This is a genomic window from Tolypothrix sp. PCC 7712 (genome assembly GCF_025860405.1).
Taxonomy (GTDB): Bacteria; Cyanobacteriota; Cyanobacteriia; order Cyanobacteriales; family Nostocaceae; genus Aulosira; species Aulosira diplosiphon.
Map to the genome: position 1 here is coordinate 6221859 of NZ_CP063785.1, position 17244 is coordinate 6239102.

Consider the following 17244-nt stretch of genomic DNA (forward strand, 5'->3'; position numbering starts at 1 on the left):
AATTTTCATAGTAATAGCTTAAATATTATTAACCCTCTTTTGTCACTCTAGGCAGAGGAAAAGTAGAAATCAGGGTGAATCAGGGATATAAAAATTGAACTGGTGAGGCTATAAATAATAGATTGAAGTTTAAAAAAACCCAAAGCTAATTGAGGAATAGGAAAAACCGTTAACCAGGGATATATCAGATTAAATAAAGTAAAAGGTTGAATAATCAAACGAAGATTGTTAAGAATGTTCTTCCAGCCATTTCCATTATCCCACCAAGGATGTGAAACAAATTTTGACTCTCGTTGTGATGGAGACTGAAACAGTTGCTCCGAATGCAGACTAACCATTAAATAAGCACTGCAAATAATTTCCCACCATCGCTCAATATCTGGGTAGTGAGTCAGGCGAAAATCTGACCAACCTAATTCATTCTTACTTTGTTTTAACCCGTACTCGACCCAAGTTCTTAAACCGTAAAAATTTCCAACTTCTCTTGGCGTAATGTCTGGATATTTACTCATCACATACCAAGTAGTGTTATCAGGCAAATTTTCTGGATCTGTAGTAATTTGCCAATATCTAAGTTCTCCACGTTTTCCCGGAATAATTTCTCTAATAAATCGATTTTCCCGACTCAAGTCAGAGAATACCCTTTGAAACTTCTGCCACTTTAAATATTGAATATGTTGTCGTGGAAGTATTTCTACATAATGATTTGACCGAATCGCTACTATATAGTTCAAGTTTAGTTCATCTAATACAGATATGAAATTCTTACCACTCTCTCCATATAAGCTATCTGCAAGTACTAAGTTGAATTTAAAACCCATTGATTGTAGCTTTTTTATCAGTATTGCTGCTATTTCTGGTTTAGTGCGGTACTTATCTCCTGCCTGTAATCTTTCCCTGGGTTTATACACTTCAAACAGTAATGGAAATGTCATCCCACAGAAAACACCATATACTGTCACTGCCACAATTCCATTATCTGTTTTTCCCAAATTTCCTATATACTGCCGTTTCACATAATCTGTCTTGCTCCCTTTCTTTTTATCCCCTGTCTCATCAATAATTAAAATGATTGGTCTACCTTTTAGCACTTGTAAAATTAACTCTAACCTTAAGGTTCTTAACTTTTCTATATCCCAAGGTGATGTAGTTAGAAAATGATGCAACCCTTGCTGGTTATCTAATCCTACGATTTTTGCTATTTCTGGCAATGTTTTACGTTTTAGATCAGAAATGCAGCCTACATGGAGATATTTAAAAGCCTCGAAACTCCTAACATCTGGAAACAGACTTTTATACCACTGGCAATATTCGTCCACAAATTTGACTGTTGGTGCGGCTGGACGGGGCTGTACCATGCTCTGTGTCTTGGTTCTAGCATTTTTACCTTATTATACTACTGCCAGAGTGACAAAACAGGGTTAAGCAGGCTAATACTAATTCAAATAAAATTTGCAACAGATAAATTATTCTTAAGCTCACAATATTAGCAAATATCCAAAAAATCCATTATCCCGTTCCAGTTATTGACTGTGAACTGTCAACAGTCAACAGTCAACAGTCAACAGTCAACAGTCAACAGCATTCATGCCCTGTTAAATTACAAACGGGTCAAATTGACTATTAAACCAATATTCACCAACGCGCTCTGCTACTAATGGTTTGACTGTAAATTTAAGTGGGGTGCCATTATGAACATCAATCCGCACACATGAATAAGGTAACCGCTTTTGCGAACTGTAGCCAGTGCGTCCTACATATAACAACGAATCAGCAACTTTGCGGGTTGAACTACCTGCACTGTCAGTAAATGTCTCCTCGAGTTCTGTTCCCTCCGAGCGCTGACGGCGGGGACGACGACCACTACCACCGGAGATAATGTAGTTGATATGAGAGTCAGCATAGCCAGTGTCAACGGTGCGGAGATATTCTAGACAGTGAGCATGACCACTGAGGATTAAATCTACTAGCGGACGCTCTTTAACTACAGAACCAAGGCTTTGGGCTACTTGTTCAAATACCCAACGCAAGCGATGGCGTACTGCTAAGGTTTGGGCTTGATGCCACTTAGTAGCTTCTGTCACGTATGGGGGATGGTGGAGATAAACGATCCGTCCGCGCACCTCGGGGTTATTCCAAGATTCAATCAGCCGACTACGCAACCAGTCTAGTTGTTCAAAGTCAATCTTGGGTGCGCTGTGGGATGCAAGTTGCTTTTCAATGTCAATTTTGACTTCATTGATTTGGTCTAATTTAGCACTGAGGTCGTCTAGCTGTTCCGCTTCCTCAGGGTTATCTGCATTGAGGCGATCGCTCATTTCCAAAATCTGCACTTCTTCTTGATCGATTTGCTGGCGACGCTTCTGCAATTCCCGGCGATAAAGTTCCCCCTCTTGGGTGGTAGGTAAAGGCGAAGGTTCGTTAAAGGTGTTGGAATCAAGCGCAAAAAAATCTATACCGCCATATCTATAAGTGTAGTAGCGGTTGGGTATGCGGGTAAAAACGCCTGGTTGATAACGCAAACATCGCCCATTGTCGGTTTTAGCAGTATAGTGACTGTCTAAGTGCTGCGTTAATTCTTCGGGAGATGGGACTGCTGCAAGATAATCGAGAAAAGCCCGTGAATATGCATCACCTTGATTAGAACCATGCCAACCTATTTCAAAATCTTTGTAACGTAGCATCCGCCGTAGCCGTAATGTGCTACCTGTCAGCAGACGGTACATCAAAGGCACATCATAGTAATCGTGATTGCCTAGTACTGGCAGAAATGGCAGATTAAACACCATACGATCGTAGGCAATTTTCTCGGGATTTTCTCCACCTACCAAAAATTCCCGGTAAGGTTCGATAAAATTTGCCGGGTAATATTCATGGGAACCCACCACATAAATGACATCACCAGTGTGTAACACAAAACGGCAATCATCCTGATGAGCAAGCATGAGTTCGGCTACTTGTCGTTGGGGATGGTATCCGAAATGGGATTTTGTCCCGCTATCACCGATAACCATAAAAGAAAATTCTGGATTCTCATCCTGGTTATCGTCCACAACCATACTGGTTTGGTCGATTCCTCGCTGCACAATTTGGGGATGAAGCCAACGCACCCGTTCCTGCATTTTTTGAATTTTTACGGGAATTGGTGGTTCGGATATCAATCTCATGTTGGAATGTCTAACGCCTAACCTTGATTGTAACGAGCTTCTGTTTTCTTGGCGATTTTACAGTAATAATCTACGATAAAGGCAGTTTTTTAGCTCTGCCTCTAGAATGATATAGCCAAGTGCCTTAATTACAATATCTTGTCAAAAAAGTCTTCTTGCCTATAGTTTACTTTTTATTGTCAAGCAGCTTCAGCAGATAGTAGATGATTTAAACTTGATTTTGCATTGACAGAATCATTCAACCAATACTAGTACAGTAGTTTTCCAGGGTATGCATTAAACAACTAAGGGCACAACATTGTTGAGCTTTAAAAAACATCTACTGTAGATTACCTGACACAATAATTCTATTTCATATAATTTCTCAATCTTTAAACTAATGATTAATCGCTGGTGGAAATTTCTCATTTTAATAATATGTATATTCTTTTTAGCAGTTGCTTGCAATGAAGCTAAAGTAGCTAACAACAATGCCATTGCTAACTCCTCAAATCAACCAAAACAAGTAATTTCGCCTAGCGCTTCGCCAACTTCAGAAACAGATTTAAATGAACAAACTGCCATCACTCCAGCAGATGCAAGGCTAGTTGATATTCAATCAATCAATAAAAATATTGTGCTGGATATTCGTTATGCCACACCTAATAACTTTTTGAAAAAGAAGTTATATCCTGAAGCTAGATGTGTATTACGCTATGGAGCCGCGAAACAACTCTCATTAGTACAACAAGATTTAGCTAAAAATAAATTAAGTTTAAAAGTTTATGATTGCTATAGACCACTTTCCGTACAAAAAGAAATGTGGAAAATCCTACCTGATGAAAGATATGTAGGTAATCCTGCTAAAGGTTCTCGACATAATCGCGGTGCAGCAGTAGATTTAACATTAATTGATAGCAATGGCAAAGAATTAGAAATGCCTAGCGCCTTTGATGCTTTTACACCAGCTTCCCATAGAGATTATAGTGGCGGCAGCGTTCAATCTCGCAAAAATCGTCAAATACTAGAAGACGCAATGCGAAAGCGAGGATTTACAGGTTTAGCAACAGAATGGTGGCACTTTGATGCACCAGATTGGGATAAATATGCTGTGATGGATGCGCCGTTTAATAAGATTCCGAGGAAGTAGGGAAGGGGGAATGGGAAATGGGAAATGGGGAAGGGGGAAGGGGTAATTGGTAATTGGTAATTGGTAATTGGTAATAGCAATTTCTTCCTCATCTCCCTCATCTTCCTCATCTCCCTCATCTTCCTCATCCCCCTCATCTTCCTCATCTCCCTCATCCCCCTGATCTCCCTCATCCCCTACTGATACCCGGCTGCTTGCAATAAAAACAGCTTCGCATATTGTCCGCCTGCAGCTAATAATTCTTCGTGGGTTCCTTGTTCTACAACTTTGCCACTTTCGATAACCATAATATTGTCAGCCATGCGAACGGTGGAAAACCTATGAGAAATTAAAAATACCATTTGATTTTTCGTGACAGTACGAAAATGATTGAAAATCTCATATTCAGCTTGAGCATCCATCGCTGATGTTGGTTCGTCTAATACCAAAATATCTGCGCGACTTCGCATAAAAGCACGGGAGAGAGCAATTTTTTGCCACTGTCCCCCGGATAATTCTTGCCCTCCTTTAAACCAACGCCCTAGTTGAGTTTGAAAACTGTTAGGTAATTGGTGAATAAAAGGTTGTGCCATGCCTTTTTGAGCAGCTTTTTGCCAGCGATTTGTATCTTCTAAATATTCCACATCACCGACACCAATATTTTCTCCGACGGTGAATTGATAACGGACAAAGTTTTGGAAAATCACACCAATTCGACGACGCAGTACTTCTACATCCCATTCCTGCAAATCTAAACCATCAAGGGTGATTCTGCCGGCATCTGGGGTGTAAAGTCGGGTGAGTAATTTAATTAAAGTAGTTTTACCAGAACCATTCTCCCCAACAATTGCTAATTTTTCTCCTGGCTTTAAATGTAGAGAAATATTCTGCAATGCAGGTTTTAAATTCCCTGGATAAGTAAAAGATACATTCTCAAATCTGATTCCATCTTTGGGATTTATACCTTTGGTAGCTGTACCCCAAGGTTGTGGTGTTTGCTCTTCTAAAAAATCATAAAGGTTGGAAAGATAAAGATTATCTTCGTACATTCCCCCAATGGAAGTTAAAGCAGCAGAAAAAGTCGATTGTCCTTGGCGAAAAACTGTGAGATACATCGTCATATCTCCCAAGGAAATTTTACCTAATACTGTTTCAATAACAATCCAACCGTATGCTAAATAGAAGGCCGTTGTACTTACCAAACTCAAAAGATAACCCCACCATCCCCTCCGCAAAGTTAAATTACGGTCTTCACCATAAAGGTTATTAAATAGCTGGCGATAACGCCCTAGAAGCATTTCTCCTAATTGATAAAGTTTAACTTCGGTAACAAAATCTTCTCTCGCCAAAAGATTTTCTAAATAATGTTGTTGGCGGGTTTCTGGCGCACGCCAACTAAATAGACGGAATGCTTCACCAGCAAATTTTGTTTCGCCAATAAATGCAGGCATAGCTGCTAAAACTAACACTATTACTGCCCATACAGAAAACTTCACTAGCAAGATACCGTAAGTTACCAGCGAAAGGGCATTTTGTACTAGCCCAAAGGTGCGGTTAACTAAAGAAAGCGGTCGAACTGAAGCTTCTCGCCGCGCATTCAGTAGCTTGTCATAAAATTCCGAGTCTTCAAAATACTTTAAATCGAGAGTGAGAGACTTTTCTAAAATCAGTAAATTTACTCGCTGACCTAGTAGCGCCCGCAACAGCGATTGACAAATAGTCAAACCCCGTTGACTACCAGCTAATACAATGACCGCGATCGCTTCTAATCCTACATACATTAAAGGACGAGAAATATCGCCATCTGCACCAGCTTGGGCAGATAATACCACCGCATCCACAATTAACTTACCAATGTAAGCGATCGCAGCTGGTAAAAGACCAGCGACTAAAGTTAAAGTAGCCAGAATAATCGTCAAAGCACGGCTAGTAGTCCAAACCAAGCCAATAGCTCGTCCGCTATAACGGAAAACTGCCAGTGATTGCCGCAGAGTGTTTCGGTTCTTTTTGCTCTTCATTATTCTTTTTATAGCGTGAAAACACCTGCGATCGCTCACCAATATTGACAAGACAGCAGGGGACTGAGGGTTGCAAATATTGAACGAAAAAATAATTAATCGCTTTGGTAAGCAGGGGGAGCAGGGGAGCAGAGGCACAGAGGGAGAATAAATTTGAGCGATTTACCACTCAACACTCTTGTACAGACGCGATTCATCGCGTCTCTCCTACTCAGCACTCATTTCCTTCCCCTCCACGTGAATAATTACTACAATAAAGTCACACACCTGACTCTGGAGTGTTGGCCGTGGGCTTATTTGATGATTTAAGTCGGTTTTTAGAAAACCGTTTAGAAGAATTCTTGCGTAATAATCCACATTTGGAATTAGAAGCGCTGTTAGAACAGTTACGCGAGCAAGAGGAAGATACTTTAAAGCTAGTTGCAGATTTACAATTACAAGAGAAGCGATCGCAAGAGGAAATTTTAGCTACAGCTCAAGAAATCCAGCGTTGGCATATCCGTGTGCAAAAGGCGAAATCTGCTGGTAGAGAAGATTTAGCGGCGGCGGCGCAAGAGAGAGAAGCCGCTTTATTGCGCGAAGGTAACCAGCGTTGGGGACATATGCAAGGGTTAAAAGAACGCATTAACCAATCAAAAGAACTGCTACAAAAAATACAGGTGCGAAGGCAAGAAGTACAAGCCAAGGCAACCGAAGCACAGACAATACGTGCAAAAGCACAATCCCAACAGCGTTTAGAAACCAATGGCTGGTCAAATTCAACTAGTAGTTATTCCAGTAGTTTTGATGACTTAGAAGAAAAGTTTCGCCGCTGGGAAACTCAAGATGAGTTAGAAAAATTGAAACGTCAGATGGGGAAATAAGTCACTTACAGCAACAAATATCCCACTTTTGTGTATGCAAGGAGACACGGGAGAAATAAAAATATGATCTGAATAAATTAGATAATTTATTTTATGGATCTGGAAGTCCCTAAATCAATATTTATAGTGGCATGGCAAGCCTTAAATGTTGTATTAAAAATCAATTTTATCCGCGTTTATCGGCGGTTAATTTTTTCCAATCTAATGCACTATTTTAGCCTTGCCACACTAGTAGTAGCGTGGCAAGGCTAAAATGTGGCAATATAATTTTCTTGTGGGGTGGACATCTTGTCCGCCCAGGACGGGCAAGATGCCCATCCCACAAGAGTTTGAATAATGCACCATTTTAGTCTAGACACGCCAGTAGGATGCGTTACGGACTCCGTAACGGATCATCCAAGACTTTTGAGGATTGAGCAGTGCTAAACCCCTACCAAAAATTTATATAGGACTCCTATTTTATTTTTGAAAAAACTCCGTACATCTCAAGAGTGGTGAAATCAGGCGAACCCGAAGGGTTGAATATGGCAGAAATTGAGTTTAGTGTTTTGAATCGTCAGTTTCTGAATAGTCATATTACTGACCAAAATACTCTCAATTTAACAACTCAGTTAAGGCTCTATGAGATGGGCTAATACAAATTCAAATAATGTTTGCAACACATCAATATATTCTGGAGTTCAAGGCATTGCCTTGCCCCCACAATCTGTTGCATTATTTTTTCAAATTGGTATGACTCAACAAAAAACCGAACAATAATTTTGGAGGGGGTTTGGGGGACGCAACCGTCACCCAATCGGGGGTTTGGGGGATTCTCCCCCAATTCTTCTGGCTTCTTTAATCAGTGATACCAAATCAAAAAATATTCGCGACGCATCAATATATTCCCGAGGGCGCGGCACGCCGTGCTCCTACCATCTGTCGCATTCTTTTTTCAAATTGGTATAACTCTTCGCCTATTGTGGAAAGCACTTACCAAAATCAAGTAATAACCTCAGCTGACCTTGAAAGCGGATCTGCCGTCGCACAATTGCCCAAACAATATTTTGTTCTTTTGCTAAAAACTTTAACCAGGTTTTGCTGTCAGCAGTGATTGCTAAATTAGCAGTTCCTAAATGTCCATTTTGAATTTCAAGAGTCTGATGACGGATGATAACCGTTGCTTTGCATGACTCTGCACCTATAAACGTAAAATGGTAAATCGCATTTAGTCCTTTGGAGTGTTCGCGTTGAAATGTTAGAGGCATACCGCCCAAGAATCCGCGAATTGATGTTGGTATTAGACTATTCCTGACCTGTTTGACCTGCTTATGAGGAAATCTACGGGTAACATAGGCTTCAGCATCTGAGTTTGGTACTACATAAATAGTTTCTTCTTTCGCCTGCAAAGGTTTAACGACTTCTTGAATAAATTCTTTGCGCCGTATCAAAAAGGGAGCAATTACATCCTCACCCGCAGGACAAACCGCCATACAATATGCCGCTTTATAATTGGCTCCATAAGATAAGCTCTGCCACACAGAAGCAGATTCGGCAGCACTGACCTGTTGGCGATATTCATGCCTATCTTTACTTTCAACAACAGTTTCTACCCAATCCGTAAAACCTCCCATAAACTCCCGATAGTTGTGGGTATAGCAAGCAGAAAAGTTAAAATGTCCATCAGCACTAATTGCACCAACGGGGCAGGCAGAAACACAGAGTTTACACTCTAAGCAAGGGTTATAGTCAATGGGTTGGTGATATGTTGTCACGTTGACATCAATCAAAATCGTTCCTAGTAAAATGAAGTTGCCGAATTTGGGGTGGATCACAAGGCGATGAATCCCCATTTGTCCTAAACCTGCTGCCACGGCTACTGGTTTGTGGGACACACTCCAGACCTTTCCAGGGAATTTATTCATTTCCATCGGAAACCCCATTGCGGGATTACAGCCCCGAATCCCATGCCGTTCAAGCTCCGCCACAATTTGACGCGCAATATGATTAACCTCATCGCCAGTACTATGAAATTCGAGATTAGCAACTGATCTAGCTGGACTCCGGACGTTTTCTCGATTCATACGGCACACAAAACTGATTAAAGTTTTGGTAGGTGGAAAGGCGGCCAGAATGTCTTGACGTTGATCAGCAATCTCAGGTCGGTCAATCTCAACAAAACCAACATCATCAGCCCCAGCTTCGAGACAGAGGTGGCGCAGCCATTGGGCATCAATCTGGGTGGATGGTATAATTTTTGCTTCGGATGCTTCCTGTTTACGCCAGTGTTTGACTGTTGGGTGTTCATCAAATTTAGACATACAATTATCCTCTAAAACATCATGTCCACAGCAAAAAGTAGTCCCTAGAGCAAATAAGTGTATATACACTCTTTGGGCAAAAAAAATTAAAATTGGCTGACTAGAGTTGTTGTTGCGTTTAAATGCGAAAGCAAAGTAGACCAACGCTCCTGACCCAGTTTTTCCACAACGCAAGCTTGCGCTTGCTCCCATAGGGGCAAGGCTTTGGCTAAACTTGCCTGTCCTGCATCCGTCAAGCTGACTACTCGTGTTCGCTGATCTTGCCCCGGTTCAATTTGGATCAATCCTTCTCGTTCCAGAGGCTTCAGATTGCGTGTCAACGTAGTACGATCCATTGCCAGGCTCTGAGCCAATCCATTGATGCTTCCAGAATTCAAAAGCGAAATCGCCACTAAAATCGTAAACTGCGTCGCCAATAAGCCACTAGGCTTCAATTCTTGATCAAAGAATTGTGTTACCACTCGTGAAGCTTTACGCAAGTTGAAGCAAGTACACAAAACACTAACTTGGTTGAGTTGAGCTAAATTGACGTGAACTATTTTCTTTTCCATTTTTATTAAGTGTATATACACTCATTATCTATGTCAAGCCTATATCATCTACTCTCATATAGAGAGTCATCGTAGTCAGGATTGGAGACAATTTGTATATGCTGATTTTTTATTGTCTACTCTTACACTTGTAACTTATGCGTATTTTCTCGCAATCTTTTTCATAAATCAAATAGGATTCCTATCTGTATCAGAATTTTTGAGAATTGGTTTTAGGAGGCGCAAAGTTTTGCACCCCCTAAAGATATCCCTGATAGCCGTTTTGATATATCTAATTATTGAGTGCTGGGCTTAAACCTAATTTGACTTGCTTCTAGGTAAATTACCTGGTTTTTTAGTCCTTGAGCTTCAGTAGCCGTTAAACCCTGCCACTGCTGCTGTGCTTGTTTGACACTGGGCACTAGTTTAAGCACACCTGCTAAATCTACGGTTTGGCCTGCTTTCACAACAACTTTATTTTCAGCACTTCCCGCATCTAGATTGGGAGCCAAAACCACAAATACTCGTTGAGCATTGCTGGAACCAACCCAGAAGGTGCGATCGCCTACTACACTTTGAACATTGACATTTGTAAACTGTACAGGTCTATTTACAAGTGTCTGTTTATTGGCGTTGGTAATTACTAATACATCTGTTATTGGTTGAGTTTGAACAATAGTTGTTGGTTGTGGCGTAGGGGTGACAACCACAGTAGTTGTTACTTGTGGTGTAGCGGTGACAGTAACCGTTGCTTGTGGGGTTGGAACGACAACAACATCAGGTTGCTTTGGTTCGGTAGCACAAGCTGTAATCCCAGTTGCAAGCAGGGTGAAAAGCGTTGCTTTACTTAGCCATGACTTTTTACTTACCAGATTACCATCACTTTGGATGTTACTTAAAGTGCGATTTTGCTTATACATTTGACTATGAATATGCTTAATAGTGAGTTATTTAAACACTCATTTTTTTAGGTTTTGAGGCTACTAAAAATCCTGCACCAAGAGCTTTATGGTGACCAGAAAAATTATGATTGCCTCAATAGTGGTACTTTAAGTTATTAGAAGATAATTTAGCTTCTACCTAATGGAATAATATATGGTAGAAGCGATCGCACTAAGTATTCTAAAGCTCAAGTATCTATAGGGGCACAAAGATTTGTGGTGTGGATTCTATATTACCCATATTATTTTTTCGACATCCTCCGAGTTTACTTATAAATTAAAAATAAAATTTAGAGTAATAATCAAATTATGTAGGATATGTTACTGCACTCTTAATGAAGAAATTTTTGCTATAGTAAACAATTTAACTTTGTGTATTTATTCCTAAAATCTAAATCCTTCAAATTGTATTGAATTTATTAAACTTACTTGCACTTTTTGTTAAAATAAATTTAATCAGACTATCACACCTTCCCATTTCCGTCTATTCAATATTTTTTTGCAATTGCCGCAGTATTCCCTAAACTTGGCAAATGAGCACTGAGGCATGGAACACAATATATTTTTAGATGTTTTATCTAGCCTACAAAGATTATTTGTAGGTTACATTCCAGCCGCTATTTTAGGTGGTTTCATAGGTTACTTAATTGGTATCAATGCCATCATTTATCAGATATGCAGGCGGATATTTCAGATACCCCATAGTATACCTCCTATAGTCTTTCTACCTATTGCGCTCATTCTCTTTCAAGAAAGCGAAGCCGCTAGTGCAATAGTAATTTTTTCGGCTAGCCTTTGGTCAATGATTGTGAATACTGCTATTGGGATGCGACATTTCTACAGACAGAATAGTCAATTTCGGGCTGCCATTTTTCATACATTTCATGCTTTAAAAGTTAGCATCTGGGTCGCATGGTTTACAGTAATTGCCATAGAAATGTTGGTAGGTACCAAAGGTTTAGGCTCGCTGGCTTGGGATGCTTATAAAGCTGGCAACGTCAGTTACATTGTTCAGTCAATAATCTATATTGGTGTGATTGGCTGTTTATTAGATCAGTTATTGGATCTGAGTGGATATCTTTTGGTACAGTTTGTTTCAGCAGGGAAAAAATCTGCTCAAGAGAATAATAAAAAATAAATTTTATGTTCGCTGAAACACTTATACTTTCGTGTAGTATGGTAATGGGTAATTGGTAATAGGAAAAACTAAATGTCCTAGTAGTGTGTCTAGACTAAAATAGTGCGTTAGATTAGAAAAAATTAACCGCAGATAAACGCGGATAAAATTCATCTTTATTGCAACATTTAAGGCTAAACATGCCACTAGAGTGTCAGCAATTAACTAAACTTGATATAACGCACCATATTTATTCAAACAGAGATACGTTACGCGGAAAGCCGTAACGCATCCTACAAATACTCACAAATATTTATTTTGAGGAATTTTTAATTATTCCTACCTGTAGTTGATAGTCCATCAACTATGAGAGAGGGTGTATAACATGAGCCGTTCCAATCAGCATCACCACCGAGGGTTACTAATTGTTTCAAAGCTGCGTAAATGTTACCGGCAACCATTGTATCTTTAACACGACCGATGACTTCCCCATTTTGCACGCGGTAGCCCAATTCAATATTGATGGAAAAGTCGCCGGAAATACCGCCACCTCCACCCAGCATTTGATCGACAATCAAACCATCATCTATTTGTTGAATCAAATCTTGTAGGGATAAAGAACTGGGTTGAACTAACAAATTAAATAATCCAGGGGTGGGATAGCTACCCAAACTAGGGCGAAAACCATTACCCGTACTACTCATACCTAATTGGCGTGCAGTAGTGCGATCGCTATAAAAATGTTGTAGGATTCCATTTTGAATAAAAACAATTGTATTGGTAGGGCTGCCTTCATCATCAAAAGGACAACTATAAGGCCCTGCTTCTGGTTCTTGATAGAGGGTAAGACTGGGTGCAAGGACTGGTTTGCCTAAACGGTCGGCCCAAGGAGAAGCTTTTTCTAGTACACGTTTGCCATTTAATGCTGCTTGCACTGTACCCCAAAGCATATCAGCAGCTTTGGATGTAAATAAAACTGGTACGCGACCGCTAGGGGGTGAGACATTTTCTCGCGCCCAAATTAGCCTTTGTAAAATTTGGTTAGCGAGTTTCTCTGAGTCGAGTTCATCTCTTTGGGTTTGACCGTCGGAAACACTTAAAAAATCGTCACCCCTAACCCATTCAGCCGACATATAGCAGCTAAGAGTTGTATCTGTGTAGTAGCAATCTAGACCTTCAGTATTGACAAGCCTAGTATTTTCCACATCACATTCCCAATCACTGTGGCAAAGTACATCAGGATATTCATCTCGAACTAAAGCGATCGCTTCCTTACCCCAGTTAACCAAATGCTCTATGGGCACACTTTTCCCTAAGTCTGGGTAAGATGGCTTAAAGTTGCGCCCCAATTCTATTGGTTCCGGTTGATTGAGTTTACTCAACGCTAGAGAGCGTTCTACCATCGCTTGCGGTTCCACAGTACCGTAAGCCACAGTCAGCCCTGGACGGCCATTGCGCCATAGCCGCAGCGCTGTACCCTCAGATTGGCTAGTTTCGAGTTGCTTTAGGCGATTAGCCTCAAAAAACACTGGTCGAGAAAGCGATCGCGACTGATACACTTCAGCTGCTTCTGCTCCAGACTTAATTGCTAGTTCCAGCAGATGTTCTGCTAGCGTATCTTGTGACAAATTTTCAGAACCCATGACCCTTGGTAAATTATGGATTGTGGATTTTGAACCGCGAATAGAGAAAGCAGTGCATTCGGTCGCCAGACTTATTGCCTAACGTCTCCACTTCTCCTGATGGGAGAAGCTACTGCCGCGCAGATCATTATCCCAAATCATCAACATCTATCAGCCGTTGCCCTTGTGGATGATTCATTGATGATTAGCTCGGTAATGAATAATCATTCGTCAAAAGTTTTATGGCTTTTTCCTTGATCCTCATACCGATTCCCCTCATGACTATGCCATGAATCTACGGCAGATTGACTTCTTGCAACAGCCAAAATCCGGCAAACGATTCTGTTTGAGGATCTGACTGCACACCGATAAAATGCACTCCATTGGCTTGTTGCTTGGCTTCTTCAAACCCTTTGGCTTCTGCCAATGTTTGAGGATTTTTGATATTTGCCAAAATCCAGCTTTCTGTCACACCAGTTTCTAACAGTAATCTTGTGCCGTCACTCGTGTCAAATCTTAGATAAGCTAAATCTAAACCAGACATCCAGCCTGCGATCGGCAATGCCCTGGGTGAGAAAATCAAAATCCCAGGAATACGGGTTTGGGGTGATACTCGCGCTAATTCTAAAGGAAAGGCTTCACCAAAACCAATTTCCCATTCTGGCATATCCATTAAATCAGCCGCTTCTAAAGAAACAAATACCCATTTTTTCCCTTCCAATGCATCAGGTAACCTTTGGGGTAAAGGACTTTCCAATCGCACCGAGGGATTAGTACCCCCTTGATAACCTGGTTCATGAGGATACACCTCCTCAATTCGCTGTTTTAGCCATTGGTTCAGCATCAAAGTCCGACGGCTAGATTGAGCTGGAATACTTAGATCCTCGCAGGCTTTCGTAATCATATTATTCATTTGGCGGCGGAAAAAGCGGATTTTAATTGGTGCTTCTCCAGCTTCGGCAATAGCCTCTTGCAACGCCGTCCGCAACCAACCCGAATTTACCTGCGTACTGGGACAGTATTTAGCATAACGAAACAGAGAATCTGTTTTGGCGCGGACATCTAAGGGACTTTCGCAAACTAATACTTCCCAAACTTTTTTCTGATTGTCGTCCAAAATCGGACGGGAGTAAAAATCAATTTCCCAAATACTGCCCATGTTTTTCGGTAAAAATCTGGCTGTTATTATGTTCCTGATATTCTGATCATACGAGTCTTGGGGCAGCAACAGACATCAAGAAGTTAAAACAAAAGTTGTAGAGACGCGATTAATCGCGTCTTTACAAGAGTCAAGAGCCATTTATTTCTCTTGTCCTCCCAATCGCCAGTCCCCAATTCCCAATCAATCCCCAAAAAACAAAACCTGCTCTAATTGTTTATATACTCCTAGCCTTAAGGTTCTTGTCCTATGATTGGGAGCTGCTAATGCTAATTAATAATTAAGTTATTTAGGTACTTTTGCATGGCGCTGGATATTTCCACTTTGCCTTTGGCATTCCAATTTACTTCTCCTGGCCCGATTCTGTGGAGAATAGGGCCAATCACAATTCGTTGGTATGGCTTATTAATCGCCACCGCAGTTTTAATCGGAGTCAGCCTTTCTCAGTATTTGGCCAAGCGCCGTAACGTTAACCCAGACTTACTTAGCGATTTGTCAATTTGGCTAGTAATTGGGGCAATTCCCGCCGCCCGATTATATTACGTTTTATTTCAATGGCCAGAATATGCCCAGCACCCAGACCGCATAATTGCCATTTGGCAAGGTGGCATTGCGATTCATGGAGCAATCTTAGGTGGACTCGTAGCTGCGCTCATCTTTGCCAAACTCAAGCAAGTTTCTTTTTGGCAATTAGCAGATTTGGTAGCACCTTCGCTGATTTTAGGGCAAGCGATCGGACGTTGGGGTAATTTCTTCAATTCAGAAGCTTTTGGCGATCCTACCAATTTACCTTGGAAATTATATATTCCACCCGATCGCCGTCCCCCAGAGTTAATTAATTTTGAGTACTTTCACCCCACTTTTCTCTATGAATCTCTTTGGGATTTAATGGTATTTGCTGTGTTGCTCACCCTATTTTTCCGAAGTTTGCAAGGTAAACCACGCCTCAAAATAGGTACGCTATTTCTCACTTACTTAGCAACCTACAGCCTGGGACGCTTATGGATAGAAGGTTTTCGTACTGATAGCTTAATGCTAGGGCCCCTCAGAATGGCTCAAGTCGTGAGCTTAATCGGAATTATTGTTGGATTAGCTGGATTAGCTTGGCTTTACATAGCTAAACGCCCTTTACCAGATGTCATTTCCACCCCCAGGGGGAATGGGGCGATAGAGAGGTGAGGGACTGGGGATTGGGGATTGGGGGATGAAGGGGATGAGGAGACAAGGAGATAAATTCCAATTACCAATTACCAATTACCAATTACCAATTACCCAAAAATAAAAAATGCCCTAGAGAAGTTCTCCAGGGCTTAACCAGGGTGCATCTACCATTACTCTCTACTAGGGAATTAGAGGTTATCCGGAAAGACACGGAAAAATTATCAAAAATTTTTTTTAGAAATTCTCTTTTGTGCTGCAATGAGTGAATATACAGAAGAAATATGTGACAAAAAATTGTTATCTGCGATAGAACCAAAGGTCTATATTGTGGGTGCAGGGCCGGGAGACCCAGATTTATTAACGGTTAAAGCACAAAAGCTGCTGGCTGTAGCAGATGTAATATTATTTGCCGACTCTTTAGTACCCGAGCAAATATTGCATCTTTGTCGCCCAGAAGCAGAAATTATTCGGACTGCCAATAAAACTTTAGAAGAGATTGTGCCGTTAATGATAGAAAGAGTGCGATCGCATAAATCTGTCGTTCGTCTCCATTCTGGCGATCCTAGTCTCTACAGCGCTACTCAAGAGCAAATGCAGCTGTTAAAAGCAGCAGAAATCCCTTTTGAAGTCATCCCCGGTGTTAGCGCCTTTCAAGCTGCAGCCGCCAAACTGCAAGTAGAATTGACTGTTCCCAACTTAGTACAAACGATTATTTTGTCGCGCATTAGCGGCCGTACAGAAGTCCCCGCCACTGAAGAACTAGCAACCCTAGCAGCACACCAAGCTAGTCTGTGCTTATATTTGAGTGCGCGCCATGTAGAAACAGCCCAAGCCAAATTATTAGAACACTACCCAGCCGACACCCCAGTAGCGATTTGCTTTCGCATCGGCTGGCCAGATGAAAAAATTCGGGTTGTTCCCCTCACCGAGATGGCTGACTGTACCCAGAAAGAGCAGTTGATGCGTACCACACTGTATGTAATTAGTCCAGCACTTTTACAAGCAACAGCGCGATCGCGTTTATATCATCCTGAACATAATCATCTGTTTCGCTCGTCGCATTAATAATTATGGGGCATGGGGCATGGGGCATTGGGCATTGGGCATTGGGTAATCGGTAATTGGTAATGGGTAATGGGAATCTCTCCCTCATCCTCCTCATCTCCTTTCCATCTCTACGCTTCGGTAAAATTAATCTGGAAATTGCCAACTTTTTTCACTCTTGTACAGACGCGATTCATCGCGTCTCTCCGTCTTT

General features: G+C 41.2%; 13 protein-coding genes. 5 read left to right on the plus strand and 8 right to left on the minus strand.

The features are described from left to right. Nucleotides 1-47: 47 nt before the first annotated feature. Nucleotides 48-1358 carry an IS701 family transposase gene (locus tag HGR01_RS25480; protein WP_096621593.1) on the minus strand — a complete coding sequence of 437 codons (1311 nt, stop codon included), beginning with the start codon at nucleotides 1356-1358 and terminating at the stop codon, nucleotides 48-50. Nucleotides 1359-1595: 237 nt separating this feature from the next. Further along, entirely contained in the window at nucleotides 1596-3167 is a 1572-nt protein-coding gene (locus HGR01_RS25485; RefSeq protein ID WP_045871293.1) for a metallophosphoesterase, read from the minus strand. Nucleotides 3168-3546: 379 nt separating this feature from the next. Between HGR01_RS25485 and HGR01_RS25490 the strand changes: the two genes are divergently transcribed. Then, entirely contained in the window at nucleotides 3547-4296 is a 750-nt protein-coding gene (locus HGR01_RS25490) for a M15 family metallopeptidase (protein ID WP_045871292.1), read from the plus strand. 176 nt (nucleotides 4297-4472) lie between these two features. Here the strand turns inward: HGR01_RS25490 and HGR01_RS25495 are convergent, their stop codons facing one another. Further along, nucleotides 4473-6293, minus strand: a complete 1821-nt coding sequence (locus HGR01_RS25495) for an ABC transporter ATP-binding protein (protein WP_045871291.1) — start codon at nucleotides 6291-6293, stop codon at nucleotides 4473-4475. A gap of 287 nt (nucleotides 6294-6580) precedes the next feature. Between HGR01_RS25495 and HGR01_RS25500 the strand changes: the two genes are divergently transcribed. Then, the gene (locus HGR01_RS25500) at nucleotides 6581-7156 is read left to right on the plus strand and encodes a TIGR04376 family protein (protein ID WP_045871290.1); all 576 of its coding nucleotides are present in this window, start codon (nucleotides 6581-6583) and stop codon (nucleotides 7154-7156) included. A 956-nt stretch (nucleotides 7157-8112) separates the two neighbouring features. On the opposite strand, the gene HGR01_RS25505 is transcribed toward HGR01_RS25500, so the two are convergent. From HGR01_RS25505 to HGR01_RS25515, 3 genes are all read right to left on the minus strand, one after another. Further along, entirely contained in the window at nucleotides 8113-9456 is a 1344-nt protein-coding gene (locus HGR01_RS25505) for an epoxyqueuosine reductase (protein WP_045871289.1), read from the minus strand. A gap of 86 nt (nucleotides 9457-9542) precedes the next feature. Continuing rightward, entirely contained in the window at nucleotides 9543-10007 is a 465-nt protein-coding gene (locus HGR01_RS25510) for a MarR family winged helix-turn-helix transcriptional regulator (protein ID WP_045871288.1), read from the minus strand. A gap of 275 nt (nucleotides 10008-10282) precedes the next feature. Further along, nucleotides 10283-10906, minus strand: coding sequence for a hypothetical protein (locus tag HGR01_RS25515; protein WP_045871287.1), 624 nt, complete (start codon nucleotides 10904-10906; stop codon nucleotides 10283-10285). Nucleotides 10907-11474: 568 nt separating this feature from the next. Between HGR01_RS25515 and HGR01_RS25520 the strand changes: the two genes are divergently transcribed. After that, the gene (locus tag HGR01_RS25520) at nucleotides 11475-12065 is read left to right on the plus strand and encodes an ABC transporter permease (RefSeq protein ID WP_045871286.1); all 591 of its coding nucleotides are present in this window, start codon (nucleotides 11475-11477) and stop codon (nucleotides 12063-12065) included. Nucleotides 12066-12373: 308 nt separating this feature from the next. Here HGR01_RS25520 and HGR01_RS25525 read toward each other — a convergent pair whose 3' ends face one another. Together HGR01_RS25525 and HGR01_RS25530 are read right to left on the minus strand one after the other, a co-directional pair. After that, the gene (locus HGR01_RS25525) at nucleotides 12374-13687 is read right to left on the minus strand and encodes a TldD/PmbA family protein (RefSeq protein ID WP_045871285.1); all 1314 of its coding nucleotides are present in this window, start codon (nucleotides 13685-13687) and stop codon (nucleotides 12374-12376) included. Nucleotides 13688-13961: 274 nt separating this feature from the next. After that, on the minus strand, nucleotides 13962-14825 hold the full coding sequence (locus HGR01_RS25530; protein ID WP_045871284.1) for a Tab2/Atab2 family RNA-binding protein: 864 nt from the start codon (nucleotides 14823-14825) through the stop codon (nucleotides 13962-13964). 303 nt (nucleotides 14826-15128) lie between these two features. On the opposite strand from HGR01_RS25530, the gene lgt reads away from it, so the two are divergent. Together lgt and cobM are read left to right on the plus strand one after the other, a co-directional pair. Next, nucleotides 15129-16004, plus strand: a complete 876-nt coding sequence (gene lgt / locus HGR01_RS25535) for a prolipoprotein diacylglyceryl transferase (protein WP_045871283.1) — start codon at nucleotides 15129-15131, stop codon at nucleotides 16002-16004. A 240-nt stretch (nucleotides 16005-16244) separates the two neighbouring features. Next, nucleotides 16245-17051 (plus strand): precorrin-4 C(11)-methyltransferase, encoded by an 807-nt coding sequence (gene cobM, locus HGR01_RS25540; protein ID WP_045871282.1) that lies wholly within the window; start codon nucleotides 16245-16247, stop codon nucleotides 17049-17051. Nucleotides 17052-17244: the final 193 nt, after the last annotated feature.

What these genes read in the sequence shown, in the direction of transcription:
- HGR01_RS25480 (WP_096621593.1), bottom strand. Translation starts at nt 1,358, where the DNA reads ATGGTACAGCCCCGTCCAGCCGCACCAACAGTCAAATTTGTGGACGAA.
- HGR01_RS25485 (WP_045871293.1), bottom strand. Translation starts at nt 3,167, where the DNA reads ATGAGATTGATATCCGAACCACCAATTCCCGTAAAAATTCAAAAAATG.
- HGR01_RS25490 (WP_045871292.1), top strand. Translation starts at nt 3,547, where the DNA reads ATGATTAATCGCTGGTGGAAATTTCTCATTTTAATAATATGTATATTC.
- HGR01_RS25495 (WP_045871291.1), bottom strand. Translation starts at nt 6,293, where the DNA reads ATGAAGAGCAAAAAGAACCGAAACACTCTGCGGCAATCACTGGCAGTT.
- HGR01_RS25505 (WP_045871289.1), bottom strand. Translation starts at nt 9,456, where the DNA reads ATGTCTAAATTTGATGAACACCCAACAGTCAAACACTGGCGTAAACAG.
- HGR01_RS25510 (WP_045871288.1), bottom strand. Translation starts at nt 10,007, where the DNA reads ATGGAAAAGAAAATAGTTCACGTCAATTTAGCTCAACTCAACCAAGTT.
- HGR01_RS25515 (WP_045871287.1), bottom strand. Translation starts at nt 10,906, where the DNA reads ATGTATAAGCAAAATCGCACTTTAAGTAACATCCAAAGTGATGGTAAT.
- HGR01_RS25520 (WP_045871286.1), top strand. Translation starts at nt 11,475, where the DNA reads ATGGAACACAATATATTTTTAGATGTTTTATCTAGCCTACAAAGATTA.
- HGR01_RS25525 (WP_045871285.1), bottom strand. Translation starts at nt 13,687, where the DNA reads ATGGGTTCTGAAAATTTGTCACAAGATACGCTAGCAGAACATCTGCTG.
- HGR01_RS25530 (WP_045871284.1), bottom strand. Translation starts at nt 14,825, where the DNA reads ATGGGCAGTATTTGGGAAATTGATTTTTACTCCCGTCCGATTTTGGAC.
- lgt (WP_045871283.1), top strand. Translation starts at nt 15,129, where the DNA reads ATGGCGCTGGATATTTCCACTTTGCCTTTGGCATTCCAATTTACTTCT.
- cobM (WP_045871282.1), top strand. Translation starts at nt 16,245, where the DNA reads ATGAGTGAATATACAGAAGAAATATGTGACAAAAAATTGTTATCTGCG.